At 35.2% G+C, this 24,219-nt stretch carries 28 protein-coding genes and 4 pseudogenes; 4 read left to right on the top strand and 28 right to left on the bottom strand.

The annotated features are described in order from the left end of the window. Positions 1 to 16: 16 nt before the first annotated feature. The 25 genes and pseudogenes from AC1DVB_RS16980 to AC1DVB_RS16860 all read right to left on the bottom strand — a co-directional run bounded on the left by AC1DVB_RS16980 (position 17) and on the right by AC1DVB_RS16860 (position 18,288). Positions 17 to 532 (bottom strand): OsmC family protein, encoded by a 516-nt coding sequence (locus AC1DVB_RS16980; protein ID WP_477590109.1) that lies wholly within the window; start codon positions 530 to 532, stop codon positions 17 to 19. 84 nt (positions 533 to 616) lie between these two features. Next, complete coding sequence (locus AC1DVB_RS16975; protein ID WP_477590107.1) at positions 617 to 1,345, bottom strand: DsbA family oxidoreductase; 729 nt, start codon at positions 1,343 to 1,345, stop codon at positions 617 to 619. Between the two features lie 21 nt (positions 1,346 to 1,366). Continuing rightward, positions 1,367 to 1,507, bottom strand: coding sequence for a carboxymuconolactone decarboxylase family protein (locus tag AC1DVB_RS16970; protein ID WP_477590111.1), 141 nt, complete (start codon positions 1,505 to 1,507; stop codon positions 1,367 to 1,369). Between the two features lie 54 nt (positions 1,508 to 1,561). Next, positions 1,562 to 1,675, bottom strand: a pseudogene (locus tag AC1DVB_RS16965) (hypothetical protein); the annotation flags it as partial. Between the two features lie 100 nt (positions 1,676 to 1,775). Continuing rightward, entirely contained in the window at positions 1,776 to 2,093 is a 318-nt protein-coding gene (locus AC1DVB_RS16960) for a thioredoxin family protein (protein ID WP_477590105.1), read from the bottom strand. A 430-nt stretch (positions 2,094 to 2,523) separates the two neighbouring features. Then, positions 2,524 to 3,099 (bottom strand): TetR/AcrR family transcriptional regulator, encoded by a 576-nt coding sequence (locus AC1DVB_RS16955; RefSeq protein WP_187049566.1) that lies wholly within the window; start codon positions 3,097 to 3,099, stop codon positions 2,524 to 2,526. A 546-nt stretch (positions 3,100 to 3,645) separates the two neighbouring features. Next, positions 3,646 to 4,071, bottom strand: coding sequence for an OsmC family protein (locus AC1DVB_RS16950; protein ID WP_252298179.1), 426 nt, complete (start codon positions 4,069 to 4,071; stop codon positions 3,646 to 3,648). A 246-nt stretch (positions 4,072 to 4,317) separates the two neighbouring features. Then, positions 4,318 to 5,250 (bottom strand): thioredoxin-disulfide reductase, encoded by a 933-nt coding sequence (gene trxB, locus AC1DVB_RS16945; RefSeq protein ID WP_477590102.1) that lies wholly within the window; start codon positions 5,248 to 5,250, stop codon positions 4,318 to 4,320. Between the two features lie 58 nt (positions 5,251 to 5,308). Next, positions 5,309 to 5,629 carry a thioredoxin family protein gene (locus tag AC1DVB_RS16940; RefSeq protein WP_187049569.1) on the bottom strand — a complete coding sequence of 107 codons (321 nt, stop codon included), beginning with the start codon at positions 5,627 to 5,629 and terminating at the stop codon, positions 5,309 to 5,311. An 85-nt stretch (positions 5,630 to 5,714) separates the two neighbouring features. Beyond that, a complete protein-coding gene (gene trxA, locus AC1DVB_RS16935; protein WP_096341070.1) occupies positions 5,715 to 6,035 on the bottom strand; it encodes a thioredoxin in 321 nt (106 codons plus the stop codon). A 510-nt stretch (positions 6,036 to 6,545) separates the two neighbouring features. Next, entirely contained in the window at positions 6,546 to 6,986 is a 441-nt protein-coding gene (locus AC1DVB_RS16930; RefSeq protein ID WP_289322271.1) for a Dps family protein, read from the bottom strand. Positions 6,987 to 7,263: 277 nt separating this feature from the next. Beyond that, positions 7,264 to 7,584: a thioredoxin gene (trxA, locus tag AC1DVB_RS16925; RefSeq protein WP_477590099.1), complete on the bottom strand. Its 321-nt coding sequence runs from the start codon at positions 7,582 to 7,584 to the stop codon at positions 7,264 to 7,266. A gap of 364 nt (positions 7,585 to 7,948) precedes the next feature. Beyond that, entirely contained in the window at positions 7,949 to 8,950 is a 1,002-nt protein-coding gene (locus AC1DVB_RS16920) for an LLM class flavin-dependent oxidoreductase (protein WP_477590097.1), read from the bottom strand. A 555-nt stretch (positions 8,951 to 9,505) separates the two neighbouring features. Next, positions 9,506 to 9,676, bottom strand: a pseudogene (locus tag AC1DVB_RS16915) (family 1 glycosylhydrolase); the annotation flags it as partial. 102 nt (positions 9,677 to 9,778) lie between these two features. Beyond that, positions 9,779 to 10,102, bottom strand: a complete 324-nt coding sequence (locus tag AC1DVB_RS16910; RefSeq protein WP_477590095.1) for a hypothetical protein — start codon at positions 10,100 to 10,102, stop codon at positions 9,779 to 9,781. Positions 10,103 to 10,455: 353 nt separating this feature from the next. Next, a complete protein-coding gene (locus AC1DVB_RS16905; protein ID WP_477590093.1) occupies positions 10,456 to 11,565 on the bottom strand; it encodes a flavin monoamine oxidase family protein in 1,110 nt (369 codons plus the stop codon). Continuing rightward, positions 11,562 to 11,708 (bottom strand): hypothetical protein, encoded by a 147-nt coding sequence (locus tag AC1DVB_RS16900; protein WP_158226216.1) that lies wholly within the window; start codon positions 11,706 to 11,708, stop codon positions 11,562 to 11,564. Before AC1DVB_RS16900 ends, AC1DVB_RS16905 begins: the two co-directional genes overlap by 4 nt. Positions 11,709 to 12,658: 950 nt before the next feature. Beyond that, positions 12,659 to 13,330, bottom strand: coding sequence for an ArsR/SmtB family transcription factor (locus tag AC1DVB_RS16895; protein WP_477590090.1), 672 nt, complete (start codon positions 13,328 to 13,330; stop codon positions 12,659 to 12,661). 297 nt (positions 13,331 to 13,627) lie between these two features. Continuing rightward, positions 13,628 to 13,966 carry a bacillithiol system redox-active protein YtxJ gene (gene ytxJ / locus AC1DVB_RS16890; RefSeq protein WP_477590088.1) on the bottom strand — a complete coding sequence of 113 codons (339 nt, stop codon included), beginning with the start codon at positions 13,964 to 13,966 and terminating at the stop codon, positions 13,628 to 13,630. 400 nt (positions 13,967 to 14,366) lie between these two features. Continuing rightward, positions 14,367 to 14,705 (bottom strand): thioredoxin family protein, encoded by a 339-nt coding sequence (locus tag AC1DVB_RS16885; RefSeq protein ID WP_477590086.1) that lies wholly within the window; start codon positions 14,703 to 14,705, stop codon positions 14,367 to 14,369. Between the two features lie 142 nt (positions 14,706 to 14,847). Beyond that, positions 14,848 to 15,103: pseudogene (locus AC1DVB_RS16880) on the bottom strand (metal-sensing transcriptional repressor). Continuing rightward, positions 15,093 to 15,404: a sulfurtransferase gene (locus AC1DVB_RS16875; RefSeq protein ID WP_477590084.1), complete on the bottom strand. Its 312-nt coding sequence runs from the start codon at positions 15,402 to 15,404 to the stop codon at positions 15,093 to 15,095. Before AC1DVB_RS16875 ends, AC1DVB_RS16880 begins: the two are co-directional and overlap by 11 nt. Positions 15,405 to 15,604: 200 nt before the next feature. Then, positions 15,605 to 16,375: an SDR family NAD(P)-dependent oxidoreductase gene (locus AC1DVB_RS16870; protein ID WP_477590082.1), complete on the bottom strand. Its 771-nt coding sequence runs from the start codon at positions 16,373 to 16,375 to the stop codon at positions 15,605 to 15,607. Between the two features lie 681 nt (positions 16,376 to 17,056). Beyond that, positions 17,057 to 17,344, bottom strand: a complete 288-nt coding sequence (locus AC1DVB_RS16865; RefSeq protein ID WP_237752102.1) for a hypothetical protein — start codon at positions 17,342 to 17,344, stop codon at positions 17,057 to 17,059. Next, entirely contained in the window at positions 17,341 to 18,288 is a 948-nt protein-coding gene (locus AC1DVB_RS16860) for an IS110 family RNA-guided transposase (protein WP_477590080.1), read from the bottom strand. The genes AC1DVB_RS16865 and AC1DVB_RS16860 overlap by 4 nt, the downstream gene beginning before the upstream one ends. Before the next feature lie 890 nt (positions 18,289 to 19,178). Between AC1DVB_RS16860 and AC1DVB_RS16855 the strand changes: the two are divergent. Then, positions 19,179 to 19,559: pseudogene (locus AC1DVB_RS16855) on the top strand (hypothetical protein). A gap of 204 nt (positions 19,560 to 19,763) precedes the next feature. After that, positions 19,764 to 20,069, top strand: coding sequence for an NIPSNAP family protein (locus AC1DVB_RS16850; protein WP_057276100.1), 306 nt, complete (start codon positions 19,764 to 19,766; stop codon positions 20,067 to 20,069). Positions 20,070 to 20,241: 172 nt separating this feature from the next. Here AC1DVB_RS16850 and AC1DVB_RS16845 read toward each other — a convergent pair whose 3' ends face one another. Together AC1DVB_RS16845 and AC1DVB_RS16840 are read right to left on the bottom strand one after the other, a co-directional pair. After that, complete coding sequence (locus AC1DVB_RS16845; RefSeq protein ID WP_082609221.1) at positions 20,242 to 20,508, bottom strand: hydrolase; 267 nt, start codon at positions 20,506 to 20,508, stop codon at positions 20,242 to 20,244. A 329-nt stretch (positions 20,509 to 20,837) separates the two neighbouring features. Beyond that, positions 20,838 to 22,310 carry a flavin monoamine oxidase family protein gene (locus tag AC1DVB_RS16840; protein WP_057276099.1) on the bottom strand — a complete coding sequence of 491 codons (1,473 nt, stop codon included), beginning with the start codon at positions 22,308 to 22,310 and terminating at the stop codon, positions 20,838 to 20,840. A 450-nt stretch (positions 22,311 to 22,760) separates the two neighbouring features. On the opposite strand from AC1DVB_RS16840, the gene AC1DVB_RS16835 reads away from it, so the two are divergent. Further along, positions 22,761 to 23,255, top strand: a complete 495-nt coding sequence (locus AC1DVB_RS16835; protein WP_057276098.1) for a DinB family protein — start codon at positions 22,761 to 22,763, stop codon at positions 23,253 to 23,255. Between the two features lie 167 nt (positions 23,256 to 23,422). Beyond that, positions 23,423 to 23,908, top strand: a complete 486-nt coding sequence (locus tag AC1DVB_RS16830) for an HIT family protein (protein WP_477590077.1) — start codon at positions 23,423 to 23,425, stop codon at positions 23,906 to 23,908. 127 nt (positions 23,909 to 24,035) lie between these two features. On the opposite strand, the gene AC1DVB_RS16825 is transcribed toward AC1DVB_RS16830, so the two are convergent. Continuing rightward, positions 24,036 to 24,219, bottom strand: a 184-nt coding sequence (locus tag AC1DVB_RS16825) for an IS3 family transposase (protein ID WP_477590075.1), incomplete at its 5' end; no start/stop codon positions are given.

The raw sequence follows: 24,219 nt of genomic DNA, 5'->3' as shown, positions 1-24,219 counted from the left end.
ACTGTCATATAGCTTTTTACTTATTACGTTTAAAAKTTGAATTTACTTGGACATTTCTTTCTAGTGAATTTCTTACAGGAGAAATTTCCATTGCTTTTGAAACTAATTCTTCAAGTTGTTTATCGTCTGCTTCACTATCCACTGTGAATTGAACATCCACTTCGTTAAAACCTGGATTTCCTTCTTTTAAGCCCAACAATACATTTAAATCTAATTGTCCTGAAGCRTTAACTTCTAGTGAATTCACCTTAATACCCATTAAACTAGCTGTTGCAATAACTGAAATAGATAAACAACCACCTAATGCACTTAATAATAGTTCAGCTGGGCTTGGACCCTTATCAGATCCTGAGAACCAATCTGGCTCATCAATGAGAACGGGTTTGTGATCACCTACTTGTGCTTCAGCGTAAAATCCACCTTTCCATTTTACCGAAGAAGAATATCCTGCAATTCCTTCCTCAGGATTTCCCTTAAAATTTTCTACTATGTTTTCAATAACTTTTGTATCGACTCCATTAATTTTTGTCATTTTTATATCTCCTTCATTTGGTTTTTTATAAGAATTATCTCTTTACACTTTCTTATCTAATGTAAGGTTTTACAAAGCCCTTTTTTATGATTTTTTAGGGGGAATGACACAGCTGCCATCAGTACATACCCCTCCATCAAGAGTATCCGTCGATAGAGTTTCTAATTTGGGTGCTGGATTGTCTTCTTCCCAAACTTTATCTAGCGCTTCAGAAAATGCTTGCGCTGGCTGTGCTCCTGAGACAGCATATTTTTGATTGATAATAAAGTATGGAACGCCCTTAATACCATATCTCTTGGCTTCATATTGATCATCTTTTACGTTTTGTGCGTATTGTTTCTTATCATTTAATACTTTCAATGCTTCGTCTCTATTTAAACCAGAAGCTTCTGCAATATCAGCTAGTGTGTCTAAATCTCCTACATCTTTAGACTCCGTAAAATGCGCAGAAAGTAACTTTTCATTCACAATGGCTTCTTTACCTTGAGTTTTGGCCCATTTTGCTAAGCGGTGAGCATTAAATGTATTCGTAGGTTTCATTTCATCAAAGTTAAAAGTTAAGCCCACATTTTTCGCTTGTTGAGTTAATTGAGTAATAAACTGTTTTGCTTGCTCCGTTCCACCAAATTTGGAAGCTAAATTTTCAACATATTTTGTTCCGTCATATAGTGATGCATTCGGATCAAGTTCAAAACTTTTGAATTCAACGTCTACTTGATCTTTATAAGGGAATTTAGCTAACGCATTCTCTAAATTTTGTTTTCCAATATAACAGAATGGACATGCAATATCAGACCAGATTTCAATTTTCATACTTTCACTCCTCCATAAGACTTATTCATCATATGCAACTATTGCATTCACTCCATGAGAAAGGGCAGACCATGCTTTTAATGCTGTTGCTACCGTAATGGATTCAGCCACTTCTTCCCTCGTTGCTTTTGCTTTTTTGGCTGCTTTAGTGTGGATATCAATACAATACTTTTAATTTTTTACGCCCGCTTGTACCTACCGTTTGGTACAAGAAGGTCAGATGTAATATTCTGTGTTAACTTTTAGAATTTTACTATTAAATGGTGCGATTAGTTCGGATATAGTTTTAATTGACTCGACATCACCAAAGCTATTGTTTATAGTCAATAAATTCCTTTCCTTTGAAGGTTTAAGAAAACAATTTTATCAAGATTTGTTTGAGCACCCCAATCATACCTATCATTATTTGAACAATTTTTCATAGCAACGATTAAGCGGACAAGCTGTTAAGGAACGTCTCGATTTCTTCTTGTGTTTTACGAACCTTGCTGACAAACCGCCCTGCTTCTTCTCCACTGTGATAAGCGATAAAGCTTGGAATACCAAATACATCCAGTTCGATGCACAAATCAATAAAGTCATCCCGGTCTACATGGATAAACTGATATTCCGGATAATTTGCTTCAATGTCCGGCAAAATCGGCTCGATCACCCGACAGTCTGGGCACCAGTTCGCTGAAAACATAAAGACAACGCGCTCTTCTTTTTTTAACTTCTCAAATTGATCCATTGTTTGTAATTTTTTCATCATGATTCCCTCCAGTTTTTTCATGTACCCTTCCATATTAGAGAATAACATTACATCTTCCTTATTCTTTAAGGGAGCTTTGCCACGACTTCCTCTTTTATAAAAGGAGATGATCTTCTTTTAATATCCAAATTTCTGTACCTACCAGTAGGTACAATTTTATAATAACATAATTTTTATTATATGCAACCCTTAATCTTCAAGATAACAAGACCAATATTATTTTAGCACAATGGACGTAGAGCTTCATTATTGTTATCACTTAACAAGTTATCTACCTTATTTAAAATGATGGTACAACAGATTAGCGTAAGATAAAAAATAATAAGCTCTTACAACAGATTATTGTTTATCTTCTTATTCGCTATCTTCCAATTTATACATTTGTACCTACCTTATAGAAAGAGTGGAACAACGTATATACCTACTATTAGGATAAATTATATTGTTGACGAATCACTTCAACTACATTTAAAAACCATTTCATATCCTGCTGGCTCTTCATCAGTAAGATTCCCCCTTCAAGCATAGCAATGAGGGTCTGAGCATGTTTTTCGGTATCAATTGTGTCATTAAATAAATTTTTTTCTACCATTTCATCTAACACGTTTTGAATTCCATCTATCCAACGTTCAAAAAAATGTTGAATCTTTAATCGAAAAAGTTCATCATGTTCGCTCATCTCAATTGCGAGGTTTCCAAAAGGGCATCCAGTTTTTGAATCCATTTCTGAATGATAGCTGACAGTCCAGTCCAGCATATTGTTTAATTTTGACACAGGATCGTCACCCGATTTAAGAATATCTAAAATCAGTTTTTGATCCCATTCTTGAATAAAGTTTTCTACAACTGCTAGGCCAAGATCATGCTTGGAAGAAAAATAATGATAAAATTGACCTTTACCAATTTTAGCAGAGCTTAGGATATCACTAATAGATGTAGCTTGATATCCTTTAGAATGAATAACTTCTCTTGCTATAGTGAGAATTTCTTGTTGCTTAGACATATTATAATCACACCCTTATTAGTGAATTTACCTTTTTTCTACATGTTCAATAGAAAATAACGAAAATTATTTACATTAGTTTAAATATTACTACCCACAGTTATACAATGTCAGTGAAAATAGTTTCATTAGGTTTATTCTCTTTGCATGAATGTAAGTAGAAACAAATGAATTTTACCATAGTCTATTTAGAATTGCTAATTTATAATCCTTCTGGCTATCAACATATTCTTCCTAACCCATTGCACATATTCATTTGTTATCTAATGTAATTATTTACTTAAAACTCACCAGCGTGTAATTTTTTACTGTTTGTTATTTAATTCCCTTTTTTTCATTTAACTCCTTATTTATGCTCAATGATTACCTTGGCACAATAGGAAATTGATGTTTGGTTTACATTAAATGTAATTCGTTGTGGCAAAAGGTATATTAATACATAAATTGAATAATATTAACTGTTTAGCCAATAAGTGTTTACTATATTAAAACATCCTCTATATATAAAGGGGAGGGTAGCTTAACGCTACCCCTTTATGATCTATTTTATGTTGTAAAAATTTCTCCTTGAACTTCGATCTTTACGTCTGCTTTTTTTAATAAGTTTCCTACAACACACCCTTTATCAGCTGCCACAAATAATCGTTCTGCGGATTGAACTTGTTTATCTGTTGCATTCTCTGATAAAACCAATTGAGGGTGGTGGATAATTTTAAATTCATCATCAGATATCGATGCTTCAGAATCCACACTGATTTCAACTACAGGGAGCCCTCTTGATTCAGCCATAGATACAAGTACAGATGTATAACAAGCTGTTACAGATGCTACAAGAACTTCTTTTGGGAATGCTCCATCCCCACTACCACCTAATACTGTTGGAATAGCAACCTTAGCATCAAGAAATTCTGTTTTAAGCACTCCGTTCCCTTTTACTCCATTATTCCAAACAACGTTTGCATTCGTCTTCATATTAGCCAAGTTAAACACTCCTTACTTCACTTATTTACTGCTTTTATCAAGAACATTTTCGACCCATAAAGAATAGAAGTACTACCTATACTAATCGCAAGAATTCAAGATCTTATTTTAGCGAAATCCTGTACCTACCGTTTGGTACAGGATATACTCAATAGTACTTTTCAACTAAATAGAACGTCCATTATTTAGTACATTCTAATTTCTATACACCTCTAATAATTGTCACCCAACACATTATCAACTCTCAAGGTTTTCAATATAGTGTTGTACGCTTTGAGCTGCTATTGATCCATCACCCGTAGCTGTTACAATTTGGCGTAGGGTTTTATCACGTATATCTCCAGCTGCATAAATACCAGGAATTTTTGTAGCCATTGCTTCATCAGTCACTACATAACCTTCTTCATTGGTTATATCTAGGTTTTTGAATACACCATTTAACGGAAGTGTACCCACGTAAATAAATACACCATCTGCAGGGAATTGAGATTGTTCACCTGTTTTTGTATCTTTTAACGTTACTGTATTCACTTTTCCATTTCCTTCATTTATACTTGTAACTTCTTTATTCCAAATGAATTCAATCTTTTCATTGCTAAATGCTCTTTCTTGGAGTATTTTTTGGGCACGTAATTGATCTCGACGATGGATAATAGTTACTTTTGAAGCGACACGTGTAAGATACACAGCTTCTTCTACAGCTGAGTCTCCTCCGCCTAAAACAACAAGTTCACGTCCTTTGAAGAATGCTCCATCACATACGGCACAATAAGAAACTCCTAGACCACCAAGCTCATTCTCCCCTGGAACTCCAAGCTTTTTATGGTCTGCCCCAGAAGCGATAATAACAGATTTGGCATAGTACTCTTTGTTAGTAGTTACTACTTTTTTTAGACGACCTTCATCTATAATTTCTTTTATATCTCCGTATTCATATACAGCACCAAACTTTTTGGCGTGCTCAAACATTTTATTAGAGAGATCTGGACCTAAAACATGAGCAAAGCCAGGATAATTTTCAACATCCTGTGTATTTGCCATTTGTCCACCAGGTATTCCACGTTCAATAAGCAATGTGTTCAGATTAGCACGTGAAGTATAAACGGCTGCGGTCATACCAGCAGGACCTGCCCCAACAATAATAACATCATACGTCTCTTGGTTTTTCACATTAATCTCCTCCTTTATTATCATCTGCTTTTCCTCTCATTTAGTTTTGGTAAACGCATTACTTTGCTTTAATACGTAGTACCTCTTCTTTTAATTTTTTTAAGCTGCCTCCAAAAAAAGGTTGTTCAAATTGATTATTAAAGTAGAAACGAGAGTTAGGAATTCCCATTACGTTAAAACCTTTAGCTAGCTTTGGATATTTATCAATATCGACTTTTACAATCTGAACGCTATCTCCCAATTCCTCGTCTAATTGCTTTAGAATCTCTCCATAACGAATACAAGGACCACACCAAGTGGCTGAGAAATTTAATAATACTACTTTATCTTTGTTTATATACTTCTCTAGCTTATTACTTGCTACATGAATAATAGCCATTTTATTCCTCCTCTACAACATATAAAAAATTTCATAATATCTACAAAACTTCTCAAGTATTGCTGAGTTTCCATAATTAGCTGCTTTAATTGCCATTCAGTTCTAAGATTTTCTCTTTTAATACATGCTTTTGGTTTATACCTACCATTTTATCTACTAACTTGCCATCTTTAAACAGAAGCAATGCCGGAATACTCATTATGCCGAATTGTATAGCTAATTCAGGATCATTGTCCACGTTAACTTTGGCAATCGTCGCTTGTCCTTTCATTTCATCAGCTAACTCTTCTACAATGGGAAGTTGAACTCGACAAGGCCCGCACCAAGGAGCCCAGAAATCCACCAATGTAACACCTGATTGAACGTGGTTTTGAAATGTCTCTTTTGTCAGTGATATTGCTCCCATAGAAAGAACCTCCTCTATTTTTTTACTCATGTTAATGAGATACAATTAATTTACCTACAAATCAACTATTCAATTGATTAATTGAATTATACAATTTAAAATAATTTTCGTCAACCCCATAAAGTGATTTTTATTAGAAGAAAAATATCCATATTGACGTGATATAACCCAATCAAATAAAAAACAACAAGGCTGTCTTATGCTTTTTGTTACAATAATTGAAATTGATAAACAACCACCTAATGCACTTAATAAAAGTTCAGCTGGGTTTATACCCTTATTAGATCCTGAGAACCAATCTGGCTCTTCAATGAGAACGGGTTTATGATCACCTACTTGTGCTTCACCGTAAAATCCACCTATCTATTCTACTGAAGAAGACCATCCTGCAATTCCTTCCTCAGGATTTTCCTTAAAATTTTCTACTATGTTTTCAATAACTTTTGTATCGACTCCATTAATTTTTGTCATTTTTATATCTCCTACCGAAGTAGAGCTTTTCCTTAAATCTTAATGTCCTAAATACGCACGCAGCATCCAAGCATGTTTGTTTAAGCTTTTCTTCATGCCTGTCAGCATATCAGCCGTAACCGGATCTTCTTGTTCCGCAACTTCGATAATTTCCAGGAACTCTTCGGATAGCTTCTCAAAATCACTGATGACGCTTTGAACCATATCTTCTGTATTTTCGTTCCCTGTCGCTTCTTCGATCGTGGTTAATTCCAGGTATTCTTTAAGGGTAGCGACCGGTTTTTCACCAATGGCCAATAGTCTTTCAGCCAATTCGTCATAATTGATTGTCACTTCTTTATATAGCTCYTCCAATTTTTGGTGAAGTTCAAAGAAGTGCGGTCCATTCACGAACCAGTGGTAATTATGAATTTTCGTATAAAGAACACTGAAGTTTGCAATTTCCTTATTCACTAAAGTTCCTAATTTCTTCTGAGCCATAAGTATCTACCTCCGTAAGTTGGTTTTGGTTTTTTATTAGAATTATCTCTCTTTAAATAAATTGTACATACCGTTTGGTACAGAGGGTGCATTTGTATACTTACTAGCACTTTTCAACTAAATAGAACGACCATTATTTGGTGCACTCTACATCCTATATACCTTTAATAATTTTAACTCACCAAACACATTATCAACTGTCTCTACAACATATAAAAAATTTTATAATATCTACAAAACTTCAATAAGTATTGCTGAGTTTCCATAATTAGCTGCTTTAATTGCCAATCAGTTCTAAGATTTTCTCTTTTAATACATGCTTTTGGTTTATACCTACCATTTTATCTACCAACTTGCCATCTTTAAACAGAAGCAATGCCGGAATACTCATTATGCCGAATTGTATAGCTAATTCAGGATCATTGTCCACGTTAACTTTGGCAATTGTCGCTTGTCCTTCCATTTCATCAGCTAACTCTTCTACAATTGGAAGTTGAACTCGACAAGGCCCGCACCAAGGAGCCCAGAAATCCACCAATGTAACACCTGATTGAACGTGGTTTTGAAATGTCTCTTTTGTCAGTGATATTGCTCCCATAGAAAGAACCTCCTCTATTTTTTTACTCATGTTAATGGAATACAATTAATTAACTTTAAACCAACTATTCAATTGATTAATTGAATTATACAATTTAAAATAATTTTCGTCAACCCCTTTAAAGTGATTTTTATTAGAAGAAAAATATCCATATTGACGTGACGTGATATAACCCAGCAAATAAAAAACGTCAAGGCAGTCTTATGTTGTTAGTTACTATAAGAATGATCGCTATAGAATGAAGACAAAAAAGTGGTTCTTTAAGAACCACTTTAAGTTATGACCTTTATTAATGAAGTTTAATTTAAAAGATAACGTGATACCGTCCCCCCTTAACTCCATAACAGAGGTGTTTTCCTGCTATTTATTTACCTTCAACAATTTCCTTAAAGATTTGATATGACCGCTTTTGTTTCTCAGGATTAAAGATAAAGGAAACAGCCATTATTTCATCTACATTATACTTCTCTTGGAAATTTGTTAACTGTGCTCTTACTGTCTCTTTACTTCCCATTAACGCTTCACTGGTCATCGAGGAAGCCATTTCTTTCTCAGGTTCGCTCCATAGGTTATCCATGCTATCTACTGGTGGCTGCAATGGAAATTGTGTACCTTGTACTATATTTAGGAAAAATTGTTGCATCGTTGTTGATTCTCTTTTCGCTTCCTCATCTGTTTCAGTTGCAATCACATTTAAACAAACCATCATGTATGGAGAATCAAGATAGTCAGAAGGTTGGAATCGATTTCGATAAATCGAGATGGCTTCCTCCATATGCCTAGGTGCAAAGTGTGAGGCAAACACATATGGCAACCCTAATTGAGCAGCTAAAATCGCCGAATCTGTCGATGACCCCAAAATATATAATGGGATTTTAGTACCAACACCTGGATACGCTTTGACATAACCCTGTTTTTCTTCAGGTCCAAAGTAAGTAAGCAAGGAATTTACGTCATTAGGAAATGTATAAACTGAATCGTTCTGTGAACGTCTTAACGCACTTGCCGTCATCATATCAGTACCAGGTGCTCTTCCAAGTCCTAAGTCCAAACGGTTTGGATAGATGGTTGCCATCGTTCCAAATTGTTCGGCAACGACCAATGGAGAATGATTAGGCAGCATAACCCCGCCAGATCCAACACGGATGGTTTTCGTATGCTCCAATGTATGCTTAATTAAAATGGAGGTAGCTGAACTTACAAGTGTAGGAGTATTATGATGTTCTGCAATCCAATAGCGATTATATCCCATTTCCTCCGTAGCTTTTGCTAAATCAACCATCGCATCAATTGCATCTTTAGGTTCCTGTCCTTGACGAATCGGGGAAAGGTTTAAGACAGAAACCGGTATATTTATATTTGTCATTTCATTGGCTCCCTTTCTAAATCAAAATACATCACTATAGTCAATAACAGGTTTAGAATGAAACTGTATACTTAGGACCACAGTGAATCTTTGGTGGTGATTTTTTGAATATACCTGTTTAAATGATGAAGAAATTTTACAAAAATACTGACTTGACATTGGAGAAAAAGTGATTACTTGATAACATTAATGTATATATAAATGATATAAGTGACGGGGAAGTGAATCCCTCACTCGGGTTTGCTCTCTGCAGTGGATTGACTTTTTTCACTTTAGCACTTGCCCATTTAATTTGTTCAAGCAAGACGGGCTGAGCACTGATTCCCCTGCCAATCGCCATGATTTCTGGATATAGGATATACTGTAAATTTTGTGGCTAACTGAATACAATATTCTTCAAATACAACCAATGCTTCTTTGTATTGGTGGGGTGGCCTATTTGTTACCGTATAACACCAGAGCAAAATTAATAATGTCTATTTTTCATTAAGAAATAAACAAAGAGGATTATGATGGTCAATGAGATCATGATAATCCTCTTTCTATTGTGCGACCCTGGTATTTTGCCTGTATAGGATTTTCTTCACGATCTGATAAAATTCTGCCACCTGTGAAAGGGCTGTGGGTGATCATATTAATTTCATTAAATGAAATCAAGTATTTGACCTTCTCTTTATATCGCTTAAAAACGGTTTCTGCATAGCGAACAAAGTGATCTATCGTTTCCTCCTTGTATTTAAGATGAGTTTGGTTTTGTAATTAATCAATTGAATAATTGAATTATAGTGTTAGATATCCTTTTCGTCAAGTAGTAAATATTTCTCTACTTTATGCTTTTTTATCATTTCCTAATTTGTGATACCTATACATAATCCCTATAGCTACAACAGCTAAATGGTATTCTTTGTCTATGAATCTTTTTGTTGTTAAAATACTTGATGTTGTCATTGCTTCAGGGCTATTTTCTATTTCTTGATTAGGAAAAATTGCATATATCATATCATCTAAATATAAGCAATGATGAATAAATTCGTGATAAATTACTTCTGCATAGTCTTCTATTCTCCAGTGCTTTGGTGGATGTAACCAAATTACAACGATAGAACTAGATACAGATCCCCCAAACCAAAATCTTGACCATTCCCCTAACACCGGTCAGATAATCCACTTCATATTAAAGGAATTCCTGTACATTAGCATTAACCGAACTCGGCTCAGGGAACCAAAACATGCTTGTAAAAATGCAAAACAGGGTAAACGAAATCCCTGCCAAGCTTCTTTTGAAAGCAAAGAAGCAAAAAGGTTTTCTTTTGAAGGTATAAGTAGTGGAACTTGGGAGTTTTCTTCGCTTACACCTAAATCATAGTTAAGAGTATACTTACCCTTTTTAATTTGTCTTTGGGCTCAATCTTAAGTTCAAATCCTTTATCAACTTCTCTAATACCTACTGTTTTTTATCACCTAAAGTTACAAAATTAGGACGTTATTGTATTGAAAAGAGTGTGTCATAAAGACCTATTATTTAGATTAATGATTTCAAAAACTGCCTGCTCAGCTGCCTGAAGTGCACCTTCGAGATGTCCACCAAATTGTGAATTAGTCTCTGTTCCAGCAAAAATAATTTTCTTTTCCCATATCCCTTCTTCTGGTGGTTGGCCATAGCTTGGGTAATCTCTAAGCGGATTGAAGTCTTCCTCAACAGCCGTTTCGGAATCTCTGGACCAATCCTTGTAAAGGATAGAACTTACGTTTTTGGCGGAGGGTCCAAAGAGCCTAACCAATTGGTCAATGACTAATTTTAAAACTTTATCCTCACCGACTTCTCGGCGCATCTTCACTGGCATTCCAAAGAAACCAAATAATGCACCAGAGCCTGTAGGAGGGGAAGCATCATGGATTTCCTGCAAAGGTCCAACCCAACTCGATACGAAGCCAGAAAGTCCTGATTCCCTCCAAAAGGGACGATCATAGATTGCAATTGCCTTAGCTTGTCCTGCCATCCACGTAGGCTTGTTGACAAGTTCAGTCATAAGATCTGGAGGGAGAGCAGGAGAGAATTCAATATGACGTGCCACAATTCGGGGCGGCAATGCTAAGATAACAGTACTTGCAGAAACATTTTTTCTCTTTCCATCAGCAAGGTCTGCTTCAAGCGTGATAGCACCAGCTTTATCTAGTCGAATTGCCTTAACTCGGGTTTCTAACTCGACTATCCCTGGCGGCAGAGTACCTGCTACAGCATCAATAAGGGACTGCACCCCTCCTATGAACCGAATTGACCTTGCACCAGAGTTTTCTGGCAGTATATAACGCTCTGGTGGTTCGTTTGGAAATCGTTCTGAAAGCATTTCCCCTTTGGTGTACTGGACGAAAGTTCCTAAATTCTGTTCTTTGATTAGATTGGTAATAGTGCTCTCGTACTGCGGCCAGAACCATGTCGGCCCGAGATCAAATTTGCCTAGGTCAGGTCTGTTTGGATCGGCAATACTCAAGACCCTACCGCCAATTCTATCTCTAGCTTCTAGAACCCTACATTCGATGCCTTGTGCAGTAAGCAGAGACGCAGCACGAAGGCCACTTAAACCAGCACCAACAATGACTACAGGATTGTTCATACTCTTTCCTCTTTCCGACCATGTGTACGCTGTCTAAATGTACTTATGAAATAGTTATTCCTTTTTGTATTAGCCATTTCCAAATAAGCTTTCCCAATGTAGCAAAATGGGATTTCTATATTCGACCAAATTTCAATCTTCATTAATATTCCCCCTATTTTTTAGTATGGTATTGTTGAGTTAGAAACTTCAAGGTTAAATTGCTGTTTGTAAAAAAATATACCTATACAAAATTACTCAATTAATTTATTGAGTAATAGAAATATTTAATAGCATATTTCTGTAGACAAGGGGAAAGTATCCTTTTCTTTTTTTCTTACCTTACATTCTCTGGTTTTTATCCTGTATGAAAAACAGATTTGATGGGAAAACATTCTCTTTATATGCAGCTGACCTTTTGGGCTTAAGTTATGAGAAAGGTGCCAACCACCCGTTATTTGAACTCTTCTGAAATCTGTCTCTAATTCCTGGTAAACTCTATTCAGCCAACTCTTATTACTATTTCAGCTAAAGTGTCTGCCTTAAACTAGTCTGATATTTCTCCACAGTCCGGCTTATACGTAGGATAATAAGTTTAACTTCACTAAATTTACTGGAGAACCCATATCGTTTCATTGTTGACGAATTTATTTATTACATACACAAAAAAAGTAGCTGTAAGCTACCCTTTATACCTTATAAAATAAACTATATAAATAATTTATCATCTGCTTTTTTTACTTTCTGAGTAAAACCAAATACCTACCAATCGGTATAGAGGAGTTTTAATATAACATCTAAAATTTATTATTAAAAATATATGTCAGTAAGAAAGGTGGCGCATTTTATGAATCACATCGATGAAAGAACATATTATAAAATTGGTCTTTCGAATATGAACAATAAGAAAAGTATTGTCTAATCACTTTTTTCCATTCTTACTGACATTATAAAGTATTAATTGTTTCGCTATAAATAACGCCTTGGTTTAATAATATATCRGGTCTCGCCATTACTTAAGATATGAATTCAATTTGCACTTTGGTCTTATAAAATTATACAATACAAATCAAAAACATACGAAAGTTCATGAACTATAGTGATGTAATATATTTTAATGTTTAAGTTCCAGATACTTCTGCCATTCATGAATGCTTTCTGCCATACGGTAAGCCATAAACCCTTGCTTTTTCATTTTTTGCGCCGCTATAGCTGAAAAAGCACAGAACTGCCCTCTACAATAAGCTACAACTTCTTTATCTCTCGGTAATTGTTGAAGATATAAATCCAAATTTTCCATAGGGACAGAGACCGCGTCTTCTATATGCCCAGCTTCATATTCATCTGCCGGACGCAAGTCTATGAGGATTATATTTTCTTTTTTTAACTTTTCGTACACTTCATCCATTGTAAGTGTATATAATTCTTCCATGTGACCTAAGAAATCTTCTTTAATCCGAGTGATATCTGAAAGATGATTTTCACCAAGATGCCATAAGGAAAATAAAAACTCAACTACAGATGGATCAGCCAATGAATAAATAGCATATGTTCCTTTTTTAGTAAACTTAACTAATCTTGAGTCATTGAGAACTTGAAGATGACGAGAAACATTTGCCACATTCATACCTGTATCCTGCGCCAACTTTTCAACTGTTTTTGGACCATGAGATAGTAAATTTAATATCTCAAGTCGTTTGTCACTCGATAAACACTTTCCAACTCTTGCTAGTTGTTTATACAATTCATCCTTATAATCTTTTGCAGAAGAAATGAGCTCTTCCATACTAATCATCCTTTATAATCAATTAATTACATTGTTGATGATACTATAGTTAAAGTAAGAATAACAAGATAATGATTTCATTATCTCATACTCAATCTGCAAGAGAAAACTTGTGTAAATTAAAGGGATGATTATAGAGGCTGTTTTTCTTTTGCAGGTTAGCAATAACTTCTAACAATTTAACTAACAATATCATCATTTACAATGCATAGATCCATTGATGTTACTGTTTCTAAATTATTATGGTTAGATACAAGGTTAATTATTAAACGTAGAAAACTTATTTCTACTTTTCAATTAGTTCAATACTGCTGTCATATGTTCAGTCGTAACTGACCAATGTGATGCAGTCCAATATTTAGATTTATCCTTCACAAAAATAACTTGTGGAGATTCATGCTTGACGCTCAAATCATCCGCAATTTTATTAGAAACCGCGCGTGACTCGATTACTTTAACAATAATGTAGTCTACATTATTATTTGGTGAACCTTCTAAATAATGCTCATATTCTTTAAGTGCATTAGAGCTCACGGGACAGGTAGTACTATGCTTTAGAATGACCTGTCCACGTATTGTAGACTTCTCTAAAATATCATTCCACTCTTCTAATGTTGTTAATTCTTTCCACTTCATTTCATTTCCTCCCTCAATTTAAGTTAAATTCATTTAGTATTCAATTGATTAATTGAATTATAGTACTCATGTTCTTATAAGTCAAGTAAAAAACAACCACTTTGTCTCTATCCAAAGAATATATACTTTTAAAGAGGAGTTCACCTTCCTAATTAGAAACTTTTAAAGTTGAATTAAGAGAATATAATATTTAACCTTCCTGTACCAACTGATAGGTACAGGGAGGTGATCATACAAATTAATTCGTTCTGCTACTCGGCATTTTAAGTTATATTGTTGACGAATTACATCAAAACATTCAGAAACCCTTTCAGATCCTTTTCCACCTTCTATAATAGCAATTTCATAGTTTGAGCTTAATTTTCGGAATCAATTTTCTCGTGAAGTAATTATGTTATTTCTATTGCTGATTATACATTTCATAAATTTTCTCTATTCGTTTCTCTAATTCATCAAAGTGAACAAACCGAGCATCTCTTAATACTTCTTTTCCATCTATAAATAAAAGTAGTACAGGTACAGTAAAAATAGAGAATTTAGCTGCTATTTCTTCTACCTCATAGGCGTTTATATGTCCTAAGTGGATAAGTGGAAACTTGTCCAGTAATTCTCTTAGCTTTGGTAAAACAGCATGACACACACCACAATCTTCTCTTGACACGTATAAGAAACTTAATTCATGATTTTTCAAGAAATCTTCTATCATATTTATCGAAGTTAATTCTTCTAATTTTTTCATTTTCTTGCTCCTTTATTGATTTTTTAGACTTCTACTGCATGATTTACTTTTACTATTTTAATTCCAACGAAATACTTATACCTGTAATCGTATAAAAATAATCTAATTAGTTACCTCTAATATTCTTAAGGATAGGTGTTTTTTATCTACTCTTAACTAATAAATCAATGGCTTCTTTTACTAAATTCTCTGTTTTTCCATCCTGCTTAACACTTTCTCTGGCACATTCTTCAAGGTTAGTGCTAACCATTACACCTATTTCTCGATTTAAAGCACTGTTGGCAGCTGACAATTGAGTTACAATCTCTCTATCCCCCTTGCTCCATCTCGTTTAATACACCTTTCACTTGTCCTGCAATTTTTTTAAAACGATTTTTAACATGTCGATTATACTCCATGATCCAACATCCTTTTCTTTTGGTTAACAGTGCATGGATATTTTGTTAATTCAAAACTATTAATTGTAAACCCTTTTTTTATCAAAAAACGTAATCCTAAGTTCAATTCTAATTTATCTTCAGCTATAACATGTATTTTACCCTGGGGGATTTCCATATAAAAGCGCTTTAGGTAGGCAAAAGGAATATTTAAGGTATAGTCCTCGGGATATTTTGAGGTTTCATTATAATCCCGAATATCTAATACAATGATAGTAGAATCTTTTAATTTATTTTTTTTAATACAAAGAATTCCTTTCACTGGGTAATATCTCTTATATAGTATAAGTAATATAGGTATAAATAATAAAGTGACCAAATAAATAATTTAAAAAACCTCCCCTTTAATAAGTATTGATTCAAATTATTATCTTCCTTAGAAAAGATTAATTTAATTTATTTCACTATTCTTGATTATTTAAAAAAGAACAACCATTTTCATGATTGCTCCTTTTTTCATTTTTATCTTAATCGAGCTGTAACTCCTCCATCAAGTGGCATAATAATACCTGTAATCCATGATGATGAATCATCCGCAAGGAATAAAATTGCATTGGCTACATCCTTTGGAGTACCATTGCGTCCAATGGGATGAAACGCATTAAAAGTGGGTAATACTTTTGCTACTTCTTCTTCTGACATAAAAGTATTGTAAATTGGTGTTTCAACAATTGCAGGTGCTACTGCATTTACTCGAATGTGATCACCAGCRAATTCTACGGCTAAATTTCTTGTTAAAGCATGTCTTCCTGCCATTGCAGCTGAATAAGCTGCCGAAGGAGTTGACTCCACTGCTTGAATTGCCCACATTGAACCAGTATTTACTATTGCTCCTCCTCCACGTTTTTTCATTTCTGGTATAACTGCTTGAGAAGGGTAGAATGTTCCTTTAACGATTGTATCTAAATAGGATTGTAAATCGTCCTCTGTATGGTCAAGGAATGGTGTTGGATTAAACTTCCCTGTATTATTAACTAATATATCTACACCACCAAACACTTCTACAGCTTTTTTAACCAAATTCTCTGAAGTTTCTTTTTTACTGATGTCACCGGCTACATATAAAACTTTTTTGCCAGTGTGGTCAATTTCTAAAGCCGTTTCTTTTAACACATTTTCTCTACGTCCATTAATAATTACATTGGCTCCTTCTTCAAAAAATCTTTTTGCAGTTGCTTTCCCAATCCCAGTACCTCCACCAGTTACGATTACAGTTTTCTTTTCAAATCTCATTATCATTCATCTCCCATTTTTATTATTTGGTTCAGTTGTTCCATCAATCACTATTGGAAATTCCTTTTAAGTTCATTTACACCAATAAGCCTATTATTTAAAGTGGTTTGTTACCTAATCCTAAATCATTAAAAGGTAGATTTGTTTTTAAAAATTCAGGACTACTGTTTATCTTGTAAAAACTTATGCGATTCAAAATTCAATTACTCGATTGAATAATTGAATTATAGCATCGGAATCCCGACTCGTCAATTAAGATTTTTTCACCTAAAAAGGATACCTTGAGCCTTCTGATGAATAACCTTGAGTTTAAAGTCGTCTATTCGAAAAAAGTATGACTCAAAAAGAGAAAATCAGAATCAATTTAGTTGCCGATTTCTTCATCATAATTTCTGTATTTTATGTGGACATCCTTTTAGTGAAAATCCTGTTGGTAGTTCTCGCCCTCTACAAACATTATTATTTCATTAAAAAAATTAAGACAATTGACCGAAACAGTACGAAACAAAGGGATTTTTGAAATTTCCTTCAAATAACGGGTGCTTTACTTCAATAAGAGAGTTGCTTCGGCAGCTCTTTTTTGTATGAAAACACAATAGTAAAAAAGCCATGCTAAAATAAACCCTTCATATCCTCATTTTTTTGAAGGGTGTAAATGTACTATGTCGTTATATTAACTGATTATGCAGTCTGTTGTTTAGATGGAGCGATTGAATAGCCTTTCTTTTTTAGATATTCGATCATTTTTAATTCTTTGTTATTTTGTTTTTCTTCAAGGTAATTTGAGCCTAGTTCATGATAAGGTTCACCTGTTTTTAAGATGTTGTAAGCAATCGTTACTAGTAAATGGGCAGAAGCGATTCGTCCCTTCATTTTTCCCTGTCGTTTGGTAATTCTTTTTCGATGAGAAGCAATTCGATTATTTTGCCTTGATGTCGCTAATACACATTCTACGGCCATCGTTTTCAAAGCTTTGTTWCCTTGTGTGGTTTTACTCGTTTTTTTTTACCAGCACTTTCGTAATTTCCGGGACTCACACCAGCCCAAGAGGCAAGGTGTTTAGCCGACTTAAATACGGACATATCAACACCCATCTCTGCAATAAAAGTAGCTGCGGCAGCTTTGTTCACACCAGGTATACCATCCAATAATTCTACTTCCTTACGATAGGGGGACAGGAGTTGATCAATTTGTTTTTCTAATTCTTCTATGGTTTGTTCTAAATAACCCATATGCTCCCAATGGAAACGCAACATATCACGATGATGACGGCGAATACGACCATTAATTGCACTGGCAATGTCAGTAATACTTGCTTTCGTTCGCCAATCCACCATTTTTCGAAGACCATCGGTCTCTATTTTTTCACCGTTTAGAATCGCTTCRAGGATACGGCGTCCCGATACACCAAAAATGTCTGATAAAACGGATGTTAGCTTGATATTAGCATCTTGAAGAATTTTGTGAATGCGATTCTGCTCTGAGGTGCGATGATGAATCAACTTTTTTCGATAACGAGTAAGATCTCGTAAATCACGAATATCCTCCGGTGGAACAAAATTGCTTTCAATAAGTCCGCATCTTAGAAGCTTGGCAAGCCATTCGGCATCTTTCACATCAGTTTTACGCCCTGGAACATTTTTGACATGTCTGGCATTGGCAAGAACAAGGTGAAAAGAACCTTCGAGTATATTCCATATTGGTTTCCAGTAGACTCCGGTACTTTCCATCACAACATCGGATACCTGAAGGGTAGCGAGCCAATCACTTAAAGCCAAGAGCCCCGTTGTTGTAGTTGAAAAAGTTTCAATAGAGGTTTTTGGCTTTTTATCTAATGGACCAAATAATACACAGGCTACTACTGTTTCTTGGTGTACATCTAGGCCAGCACACCGTTCAATCATTGCTTCCATAGGAGAATCACCTCAATAAAAGATTAACAATACATATGACAGTAGATTTGTTACAAAAATTTTTGTATACGTACTAGCAGTACACTAAATGGTTCTTCCATACTGTCACAACCAGTTTCTTATACAGGGTATCTTCCTAAAGATCCACCAAAAAAAGTTCAGCCTGGTTGTATTGTTATCATCCATTATCGTCAAGGGGTTTATGGGTTAGACTCTATTTTTGAGTTTAGATTTTCGTAGTAGATGGTGGCGGCGAGGAGCGCCGCCATAGGAGTTTCTTATGGAACTAACGGGGCAGGATAGTTTAACAAGGAAAAAGTTCATTTATTGTTATAATCATAAAAAAATAGGGGATGTTTAGTTGAATTGCCAGCCAAAGAATAGGAGTGGTTTGAATTTATGGCAATAACAAAGAAAAGATTCTTCATTATTTGTATAGTGAGTATCATACTCAAGTATCTTGCAAGCTCTGGTCTGCAATACTTCAGGGGACAAACGATAAATTGGTTAGGGAATTTAGCATACGCATTCTATTTCGTAGCATTTCTTTCACTTTTACTTTTGTTATTTGGAGATTCTGGTAAGAAAAAAGCYGATCATTAATACAGTAATTGGCTCAGGCTGTTGAGAAACCCTCGACAGCCTTTAATGAACTAACGGGTGCTTTACTTCATTACCAGGAGCTGATCAGCAGCTCCTTTTCTTATGCAACTATAGGGGCAGGTTAGTTCAATATTTCTGCTATGAATGGTTATGTAAACCTCAAACCTCACATCAATACGATATTCATACATCATTAATATCAAAAGGATATGAAAACGCCTCTTCCGATTCAATTCTAAAAAGGAAGTACCTGAAATATAAATATAATCGAAAGGAGTGAGACAACAATGGAAGCAAGTACCTTTTTAGGACTGTTTTGGGGATGGACGACGGTTATCATATCGGGAATACTTTTCGTACGTCCATCGGTACTACGTGAACTGAAAAAACTAGTGGTCGAGGAMAGAGGATTTGGGATTATGTATGGCTTTCTATCAATTTTCCTAGGGTTAGGTACTGTTATCCTGCATAATGTATGATCACTTAACTGGCAAGGATTCATTACACTGATTGCATGGCTCGCACTATTAAAGGGAATTTATGTAATTKYATATCCTGAACCATCTAAGAAAACCAACTTTGAAGTACGGATACTATCWACGCGTATAACACTCGCTATCCTTGGTGTTTTAGCTTTATGGATGCTTGTAGTAATTTATATGAAATAATCTGTAATTTGAAATAGCGACAAATCGAAAATTATGTYAACCACCCGTTTAAGGGAGGTTTTATGGTTTATCTTGTTGAACTAACGGGTGCTTTAGCTCAATAACAGGGGTTGCTGAGGCAGCCTTTTTCTTATGGCACTAACGGGGCAGGTTAGTTCAATTGCATGTTATGATGGAAAAAAATAGATTTTTAGGAGGATTAAAATGGTTACATGCTATCTGAAATATGTTATTGACCCTTATAAAGTAAAGGAATTCGAGGAATACGGTAAGATATGGATTCGATTAGTTAATAAATTGGGCGGTACACATCAAGGTTATTTTCTTCCACATGAGGGCGCTAATAACATTGCTTATGCCTTATTTACTTTCCCAAGTTTAGCAGCATATGAAGAGTATCGAGTAAAAATGGCATTAGATGCAGAGTGTCAGGAAGCTTATAAATTTGCAGAAGAAACTAAATGTATTTTTAGTTATGAGAGAAGCTTTATGCGCCCTGTATTCGAGTGAGTGAACAGATAAAAACTTATTCATATCTTGTTAAGCTAACGGGTGCTTTACTTCATATTTAGGAGGTGATCAGCAGCTCCTTTTTTTATGGAACTAGAGGGGCAGGTTAGTTCAATACGGTGTCTTTAATAAAAGAAGATTCTTCAAAAGTCAAGAATCCCCCTAAATGTTATTACTCGATGCGGAGGGCTTGAATGTCTCGGCAGTCAACAAAAATGACAGTACCAGGTTCTGTCTCTTCGTCTCTGAATCGGGCACAACAAGTATTGTTGTCAAAGGCACGGAAGATAACATCTTCAAGAACTGTGCCTCCAGATAAAAAAACGTCTACTTCTGTACCAGGACGCAAACGGCGTAAAGTATTACATACACATCCATTGCACCTGTTTCTACGAGATGAACTGGATTGACGACTCGATGAATTTCGACTTGACATCATTACATCCCCCTTTCAATAGCTTGTCTTACTTTAATAACATATGAAAGGGAAAACAATCAGGAGTGGACAAAGTGATTGATTGGTTGGCACATTTTCGAGCTAATTTGGCTTGTTTTTTTGCTCCTTGGGCTACGAGGGACAGACAAGACACACTACCATGACACTAATAATCGGGAAAAAGACCATATTAAATAAAACGCAAGCTTCAATTTTTTGAGTTAGCTGAAGAACGGAGCTGTCTTTAAGACAGCTTTTTCTTATGGCACTAACGGGGCAGTTTAGTTGTATAAGAAATTTCTATAAGTCCTAATTTATCTATTTTTCCTGTTTTATTTTGGCAAGTCATTCACTTCATATGCAACCCGTATTCCAGATTCAATCGCCCCTTGCATCCAACCGTGGGTAAGCGAAGTATGTTCACCGGCAAAGTGCACTCTTCCTTCAGGTATAGGGATATAAGGATACAACTCGGTTTCCTGACTCGGTTCAAAAGCAGTGAAAGCTCCAGAAGAATATTCATTATCGACCCAACTAAAGGAAGTTCCTGACACAAACTCAGAATAGACTTGGTCTCCGTAAATTTCAGCTAAGTTCTTTAAAGCATATTGAATGCGTTTTTCGTTGGATAGACCGTTCCATGATAAAGCCTCATCTGCCCATGTATAGCTTGCCAAAACCACAGCAGGTCCTTTTGTACCAATCCCCTGACTTGGGTAATAAGTGAATCGAATCGGAAGGTCAGTTATGGATTTACCACCATATTGATGGTGTCTTTCCCAAAACCTGCTTTTAAACTCGATTCCGATTTTTGTTGCGCTCATATAGTTCAGTTCACGAATAGCTCTCCGTTTATAATAGGAAAAAGAATGGTATGGTTCAACTTTCACAAATCGTAACACTGTAAAGGGGAGAGTTATGATGGCAAGATCACCAGTTATGGTGGAATCCTCTAAGGTGTGCTGATGGGTGGAATGGATGGTTACTCTGTTGTTATGTTGGACAATTTTCGTCATCCTTTGATTGAACATAATAACTTCTTTTAATTGCGGGAGAAATGCCTTTGGCAGCAGATCCATACCACCGGTTATCTCATAGAAACGATTTGCTCTGAAGGACGCCTCTTCTCGCAAAACTTCAATAAATGACATCCCCATATATGCTTCTAAGTCAAGGAGTACACCGATCATATCAACCGCGCCATCTGAAAAAGTCGTTCCATATTGATAATGGTAAGAGTTTAAGAAAGTACCTAGTGAGTAGTTTTTAAATTCTTTTTCTACGAGATGCCAATTTCTCGTTGGGTCTTGTTTAATAAAATCAAGAATTGGCTGTGTAGCTAATTTCACCAGATCCTCTGCGCTTTTACCTCTTTCATTTGGGGCAACGGGAAAGTTTAGAATGCCAGGAGAACGTTCAAAAATGTTAAGACGTGTTTTGATTCCATTGAGATAAAGAATATCCATTGGAGTTCGGTTAATAAACAGGTTTAGGGTTAGCCCGAATTTTTTAATATACTCTAAGGTCAAAAAATGAACATCAGGAATACGCATTGGGCCTAGGTTAAAATAAAGCCCATTACTAAAGGGGGAGCGTATGGTATAGGCACGTCCGCCTACCCTGTTGTTTGCTTCAAGGATTGTGACGTTGTGCCCGGCCTCCTGCAATAGAGAAGCCGCAACCAGTCCTGCTAGTCCTGCGCCAACAATAGTAATATGTTTGGGAACTTGCGACTTTTTAAGACCATTTCTAATAATGCTAATCATTTGTTGAGTCGTTAATTGATAATTTATGTTATTAGGCATCTCTTCTCCTCCAGTGAATAGATTTTTACATTGTATTCACTTGTATAGATGCATATGTGTTCCTACTATATACAGATAAATAAAGTAAAGATAAATTCTACTTTTTAGCTGGGGCACAAATAAAATTATTAAATAAAAAAGGGGGCCCCTCCATTCAGTGATAGGAAAAACCTTATAACACTTACACAGGTATACTTTCTACGAAGAAGTGCCTGGAGGATTTAGCGTTAAGTTCTGTGTTAAAAACAAGTTACTTGGAGATAGATTTTAAACTAACAGGCGCTTTACTTTAATAAGGGAGGTTGCTGAGGTAACCTTTTTTCTTACGGAACTATCGGGGCAGGTTAGCTTAATAAGAACAGGACAATCAATATACTATGTAGAATATAATAAGATGATATTGTTTAAAAATTTAGAAAAAACAGTATATAAAAATTAGGAGTGTTTGTTATGGTTCATGCAAAAGATGTTTTATCGGATCAGTTGTTGGCAAATGCTAATGACCCAAGTTGGTACCTACCATTTTCAGATTCAATAGAAAGATTGTCTGAGGAACATGCATTTTGGAAGCCAAACGAAGAAAGTAATAGTATTGCTGAAATTGTGCAGCATCTACTATATTGGAATCAAACATGGCAAACAAGGTACCAAAAATCTCACGTTGATGCTGTGCCTTCAATAGGAAATAATAATAACAGCTTTATTATTCCTGAAAATCATACTTTTGCTGACTTAAAAAAACAACTATTAGAGGTGCTTTTACGTTGGCAAGAGTTATTATCTGAAGAAAAAGTTGAGAGAGAAGTTAATGGTTATCCTGGACACGTGAAATGGTGGGCAATACTCGGAAATGTGTCAACTCATAACGCATATCACATTGGTCAGATCATTTATATCCGGAAGTTGCAAAATAGCTGGAAAATAGATGCAGGAGTAGATAAATAAATAAAAGTTGCACTAGTGCCTACTTGAACTATTGGGTGCTTACTTCAATAAGGAAGGTTGCTGAGGCAGCCTTTTTCTTATGGCACTAACGGGGCAGGATAGCTCAACAAGGGTTTGTTTATTTTTATATTTTTAAGAGAGATAATATTTTGTTTTTGGAGGGAATTATGAGGGAAATTACKTTGTCTAATGGAAAAACAGTTGAAGTCGAATGTTTAAGTTGTGCTTTAACAAGTGGRRAAATAGAACCGGATGGTGGTGTAATAGTCGAAACTGAATATTTTCATGCTCACCAAGACGTTGCATATCCCATTAAAGGTTTAGTAATTTTAGCMTCTAAACGCCATATTAAGTGCTTTGACGAATTAAATGACTTAGAAAAGGTTGATTACATAAACTTAATATCTAAGATTAGAAAAGCTCAAAGGGAAGTATTAGGGATAGAACATGTTTATTACTTTTATAATGAAGATACTATTCACCATTTTCATACTTGGATGGTTCCTCGATATGAATGGATGTACGATTTTGGACGTTCTGTGGAATCTGTTAGACCAGTTTTGCTCCATGCAAGAAACAAATTGAATAATGATGAAAATGTAAAAAGTGTAATTGATGGAATTAAGGCTTTAAAAAAAGAACTATACACTTAATCCTTCCTTGTCCCACTAACAGTTGCTTTGGTAGCTCTTTTTCTTAAAGAACTAACGGGTGCGTTCGTATTATAAGGTTAGCCAGTTTTTAAACTGTACCCTATGTAAAGGACATTTTTAAAAAAGGTTATGCCACTTGGAGAAGGTGATTTCTGTATTGAACAGGAGTCATCTTCTTTAAGTTCCATTGATATCTGAAATTGTTATAGTACGTCATATAACTTCTTATTTCCTTTTTAAGTTCTTCTATAGTATTACAAGGTTTAATATAGGCTTCATCTTTGAAATGACCAAAGAAGGACTCTAGGGGA

The sequence above is a fragment of the Peribacillus sp. P4_D6 genome, from assembly GCF_056401795.1.
The sequence above is the reverse complement of the archived record's forward strand: the minus strand, read 5'-3'. Positions and strand labels throughout refer to the sequence as shown.

Bases quoted from the DNA above. Each gene is read 5' to 3' on its own strand.
- AC1DVB_RS16940 (WP_187049569.1), bottom strand. From the start codon at position 5,629: ATGGCTATTATTCATGTAGCAAGTAATAAGCTAGAGAAGTATATAAAC.
- AC1DVB_RS16920 (WP_477590097.1), bottom strand. From the start codon at position 8,950: ATGACAAATATAAATATACCGGTTTCTGTCTTAAACCTTTCCCCGATT.
- AC1DVB_RS16960 (WP_477590105.1), bottom strand. From the start codon at position 2,093: ATGAAAAAATTACAAACAATGGATCAATTTGAGAAGTTAAAAAAAGAA.
- AC1DVB_RS16895 (WP_477590090.1), bottom strand. From the start codon at position 13,330: ATGGAAGAGCTCATTTCTTCTGCAAAAGATTATAAGGATGAATTGTAT.
- AC1DVB_RS16975 (WP_477590107.1), bottom strand. From the start codon at position 1,345: ATGAAAATTGAAATCTGGTCTGATATTGCATGTCCATTCTGTTATATT.
- AC1DVB_RS16885 (WP_477590086.1), bottom strand. From the start codon at position 14,705: ATGAAAAAATTAGAAGAATTAACTTCGATAAATATGATAGAAGATTTC.
- AC1DVB_RS16950 (WP_252298179.1), bottom strand. From the start codon at position 4,071: ATGAAGACGAATGCAAACGTTGTTTGGAATAATGGAGTAAAAGGGAAC.
- AC1DVB_RS16840 (WP_057276099.1), bottom strand. From the start codon at position 22,310: ATGCCTAATAACATAAATTATCAATTAACGACTCAACAAATGATTAGC.
- AC1DVB_RS16845 (WP_082609221.1), bottom strand. From the start codon at position 20,508: ATGATGTCAAGTCGAAATTCATCGAGTCGTCAATCCAGTTCATCTCGT.
- trxA (WP_477590099.1), bottom strand. From the start codon at position 7,584: ATGGGAGCAATATCACTGACAAAAGAGACATTTCAAAACCACGTTCAA.
- AC1DVB_RS16900 (WP_158226216.1), bottom strand. From the start codon at position 11,708: ATGAAGATTGAAATTTGGTCGAATATAGAAATCCCATTTTGCTACATT.
- AC1DVB_RS16905 (WP_477590093.1), bottom strand. From the start codon at position 11,565: ATGAACAATCCTGTAGTCATTGTTGGTGCTGGTTTAAGTGGCCTTCGT.
- trxA (WP_096341070.1), bottom strand. From the start codon at position 6,035: ATGGGAGCAATATCACTGACAAAAGAGACATTTCAAAACCACGTTCAA.
- ytxJ (WP_477590088.1), bottom strand. From the start codon at position 13,966: ATGAAGTGGAAAGAATTAACAACATTAGAAGAGTGGAATGATATTTTA.
- AC1DVB_RS16850 (WP_057276100.1), top strand. From the start codon at position 19,764: ATGGTTACATGCTATCTGAAATATGTTATTGACCCTTATAAAGTAAAG.
- AC1DVB_RS16955 (WP_187049566.1), bottom strand. From the start codon at position 3,099: ATGTCTAAGCAACAAGAAATTCTCACTATAGCAAGAGAAGTTATTCAT.
- AC1DVB_RS16835 (WP_057276098.1), top strand. From the start codon at position 22,761: ATGGTTCATGCAAAAGATGTTTTATCGGATCAGTTGTTGGCAAATGCT.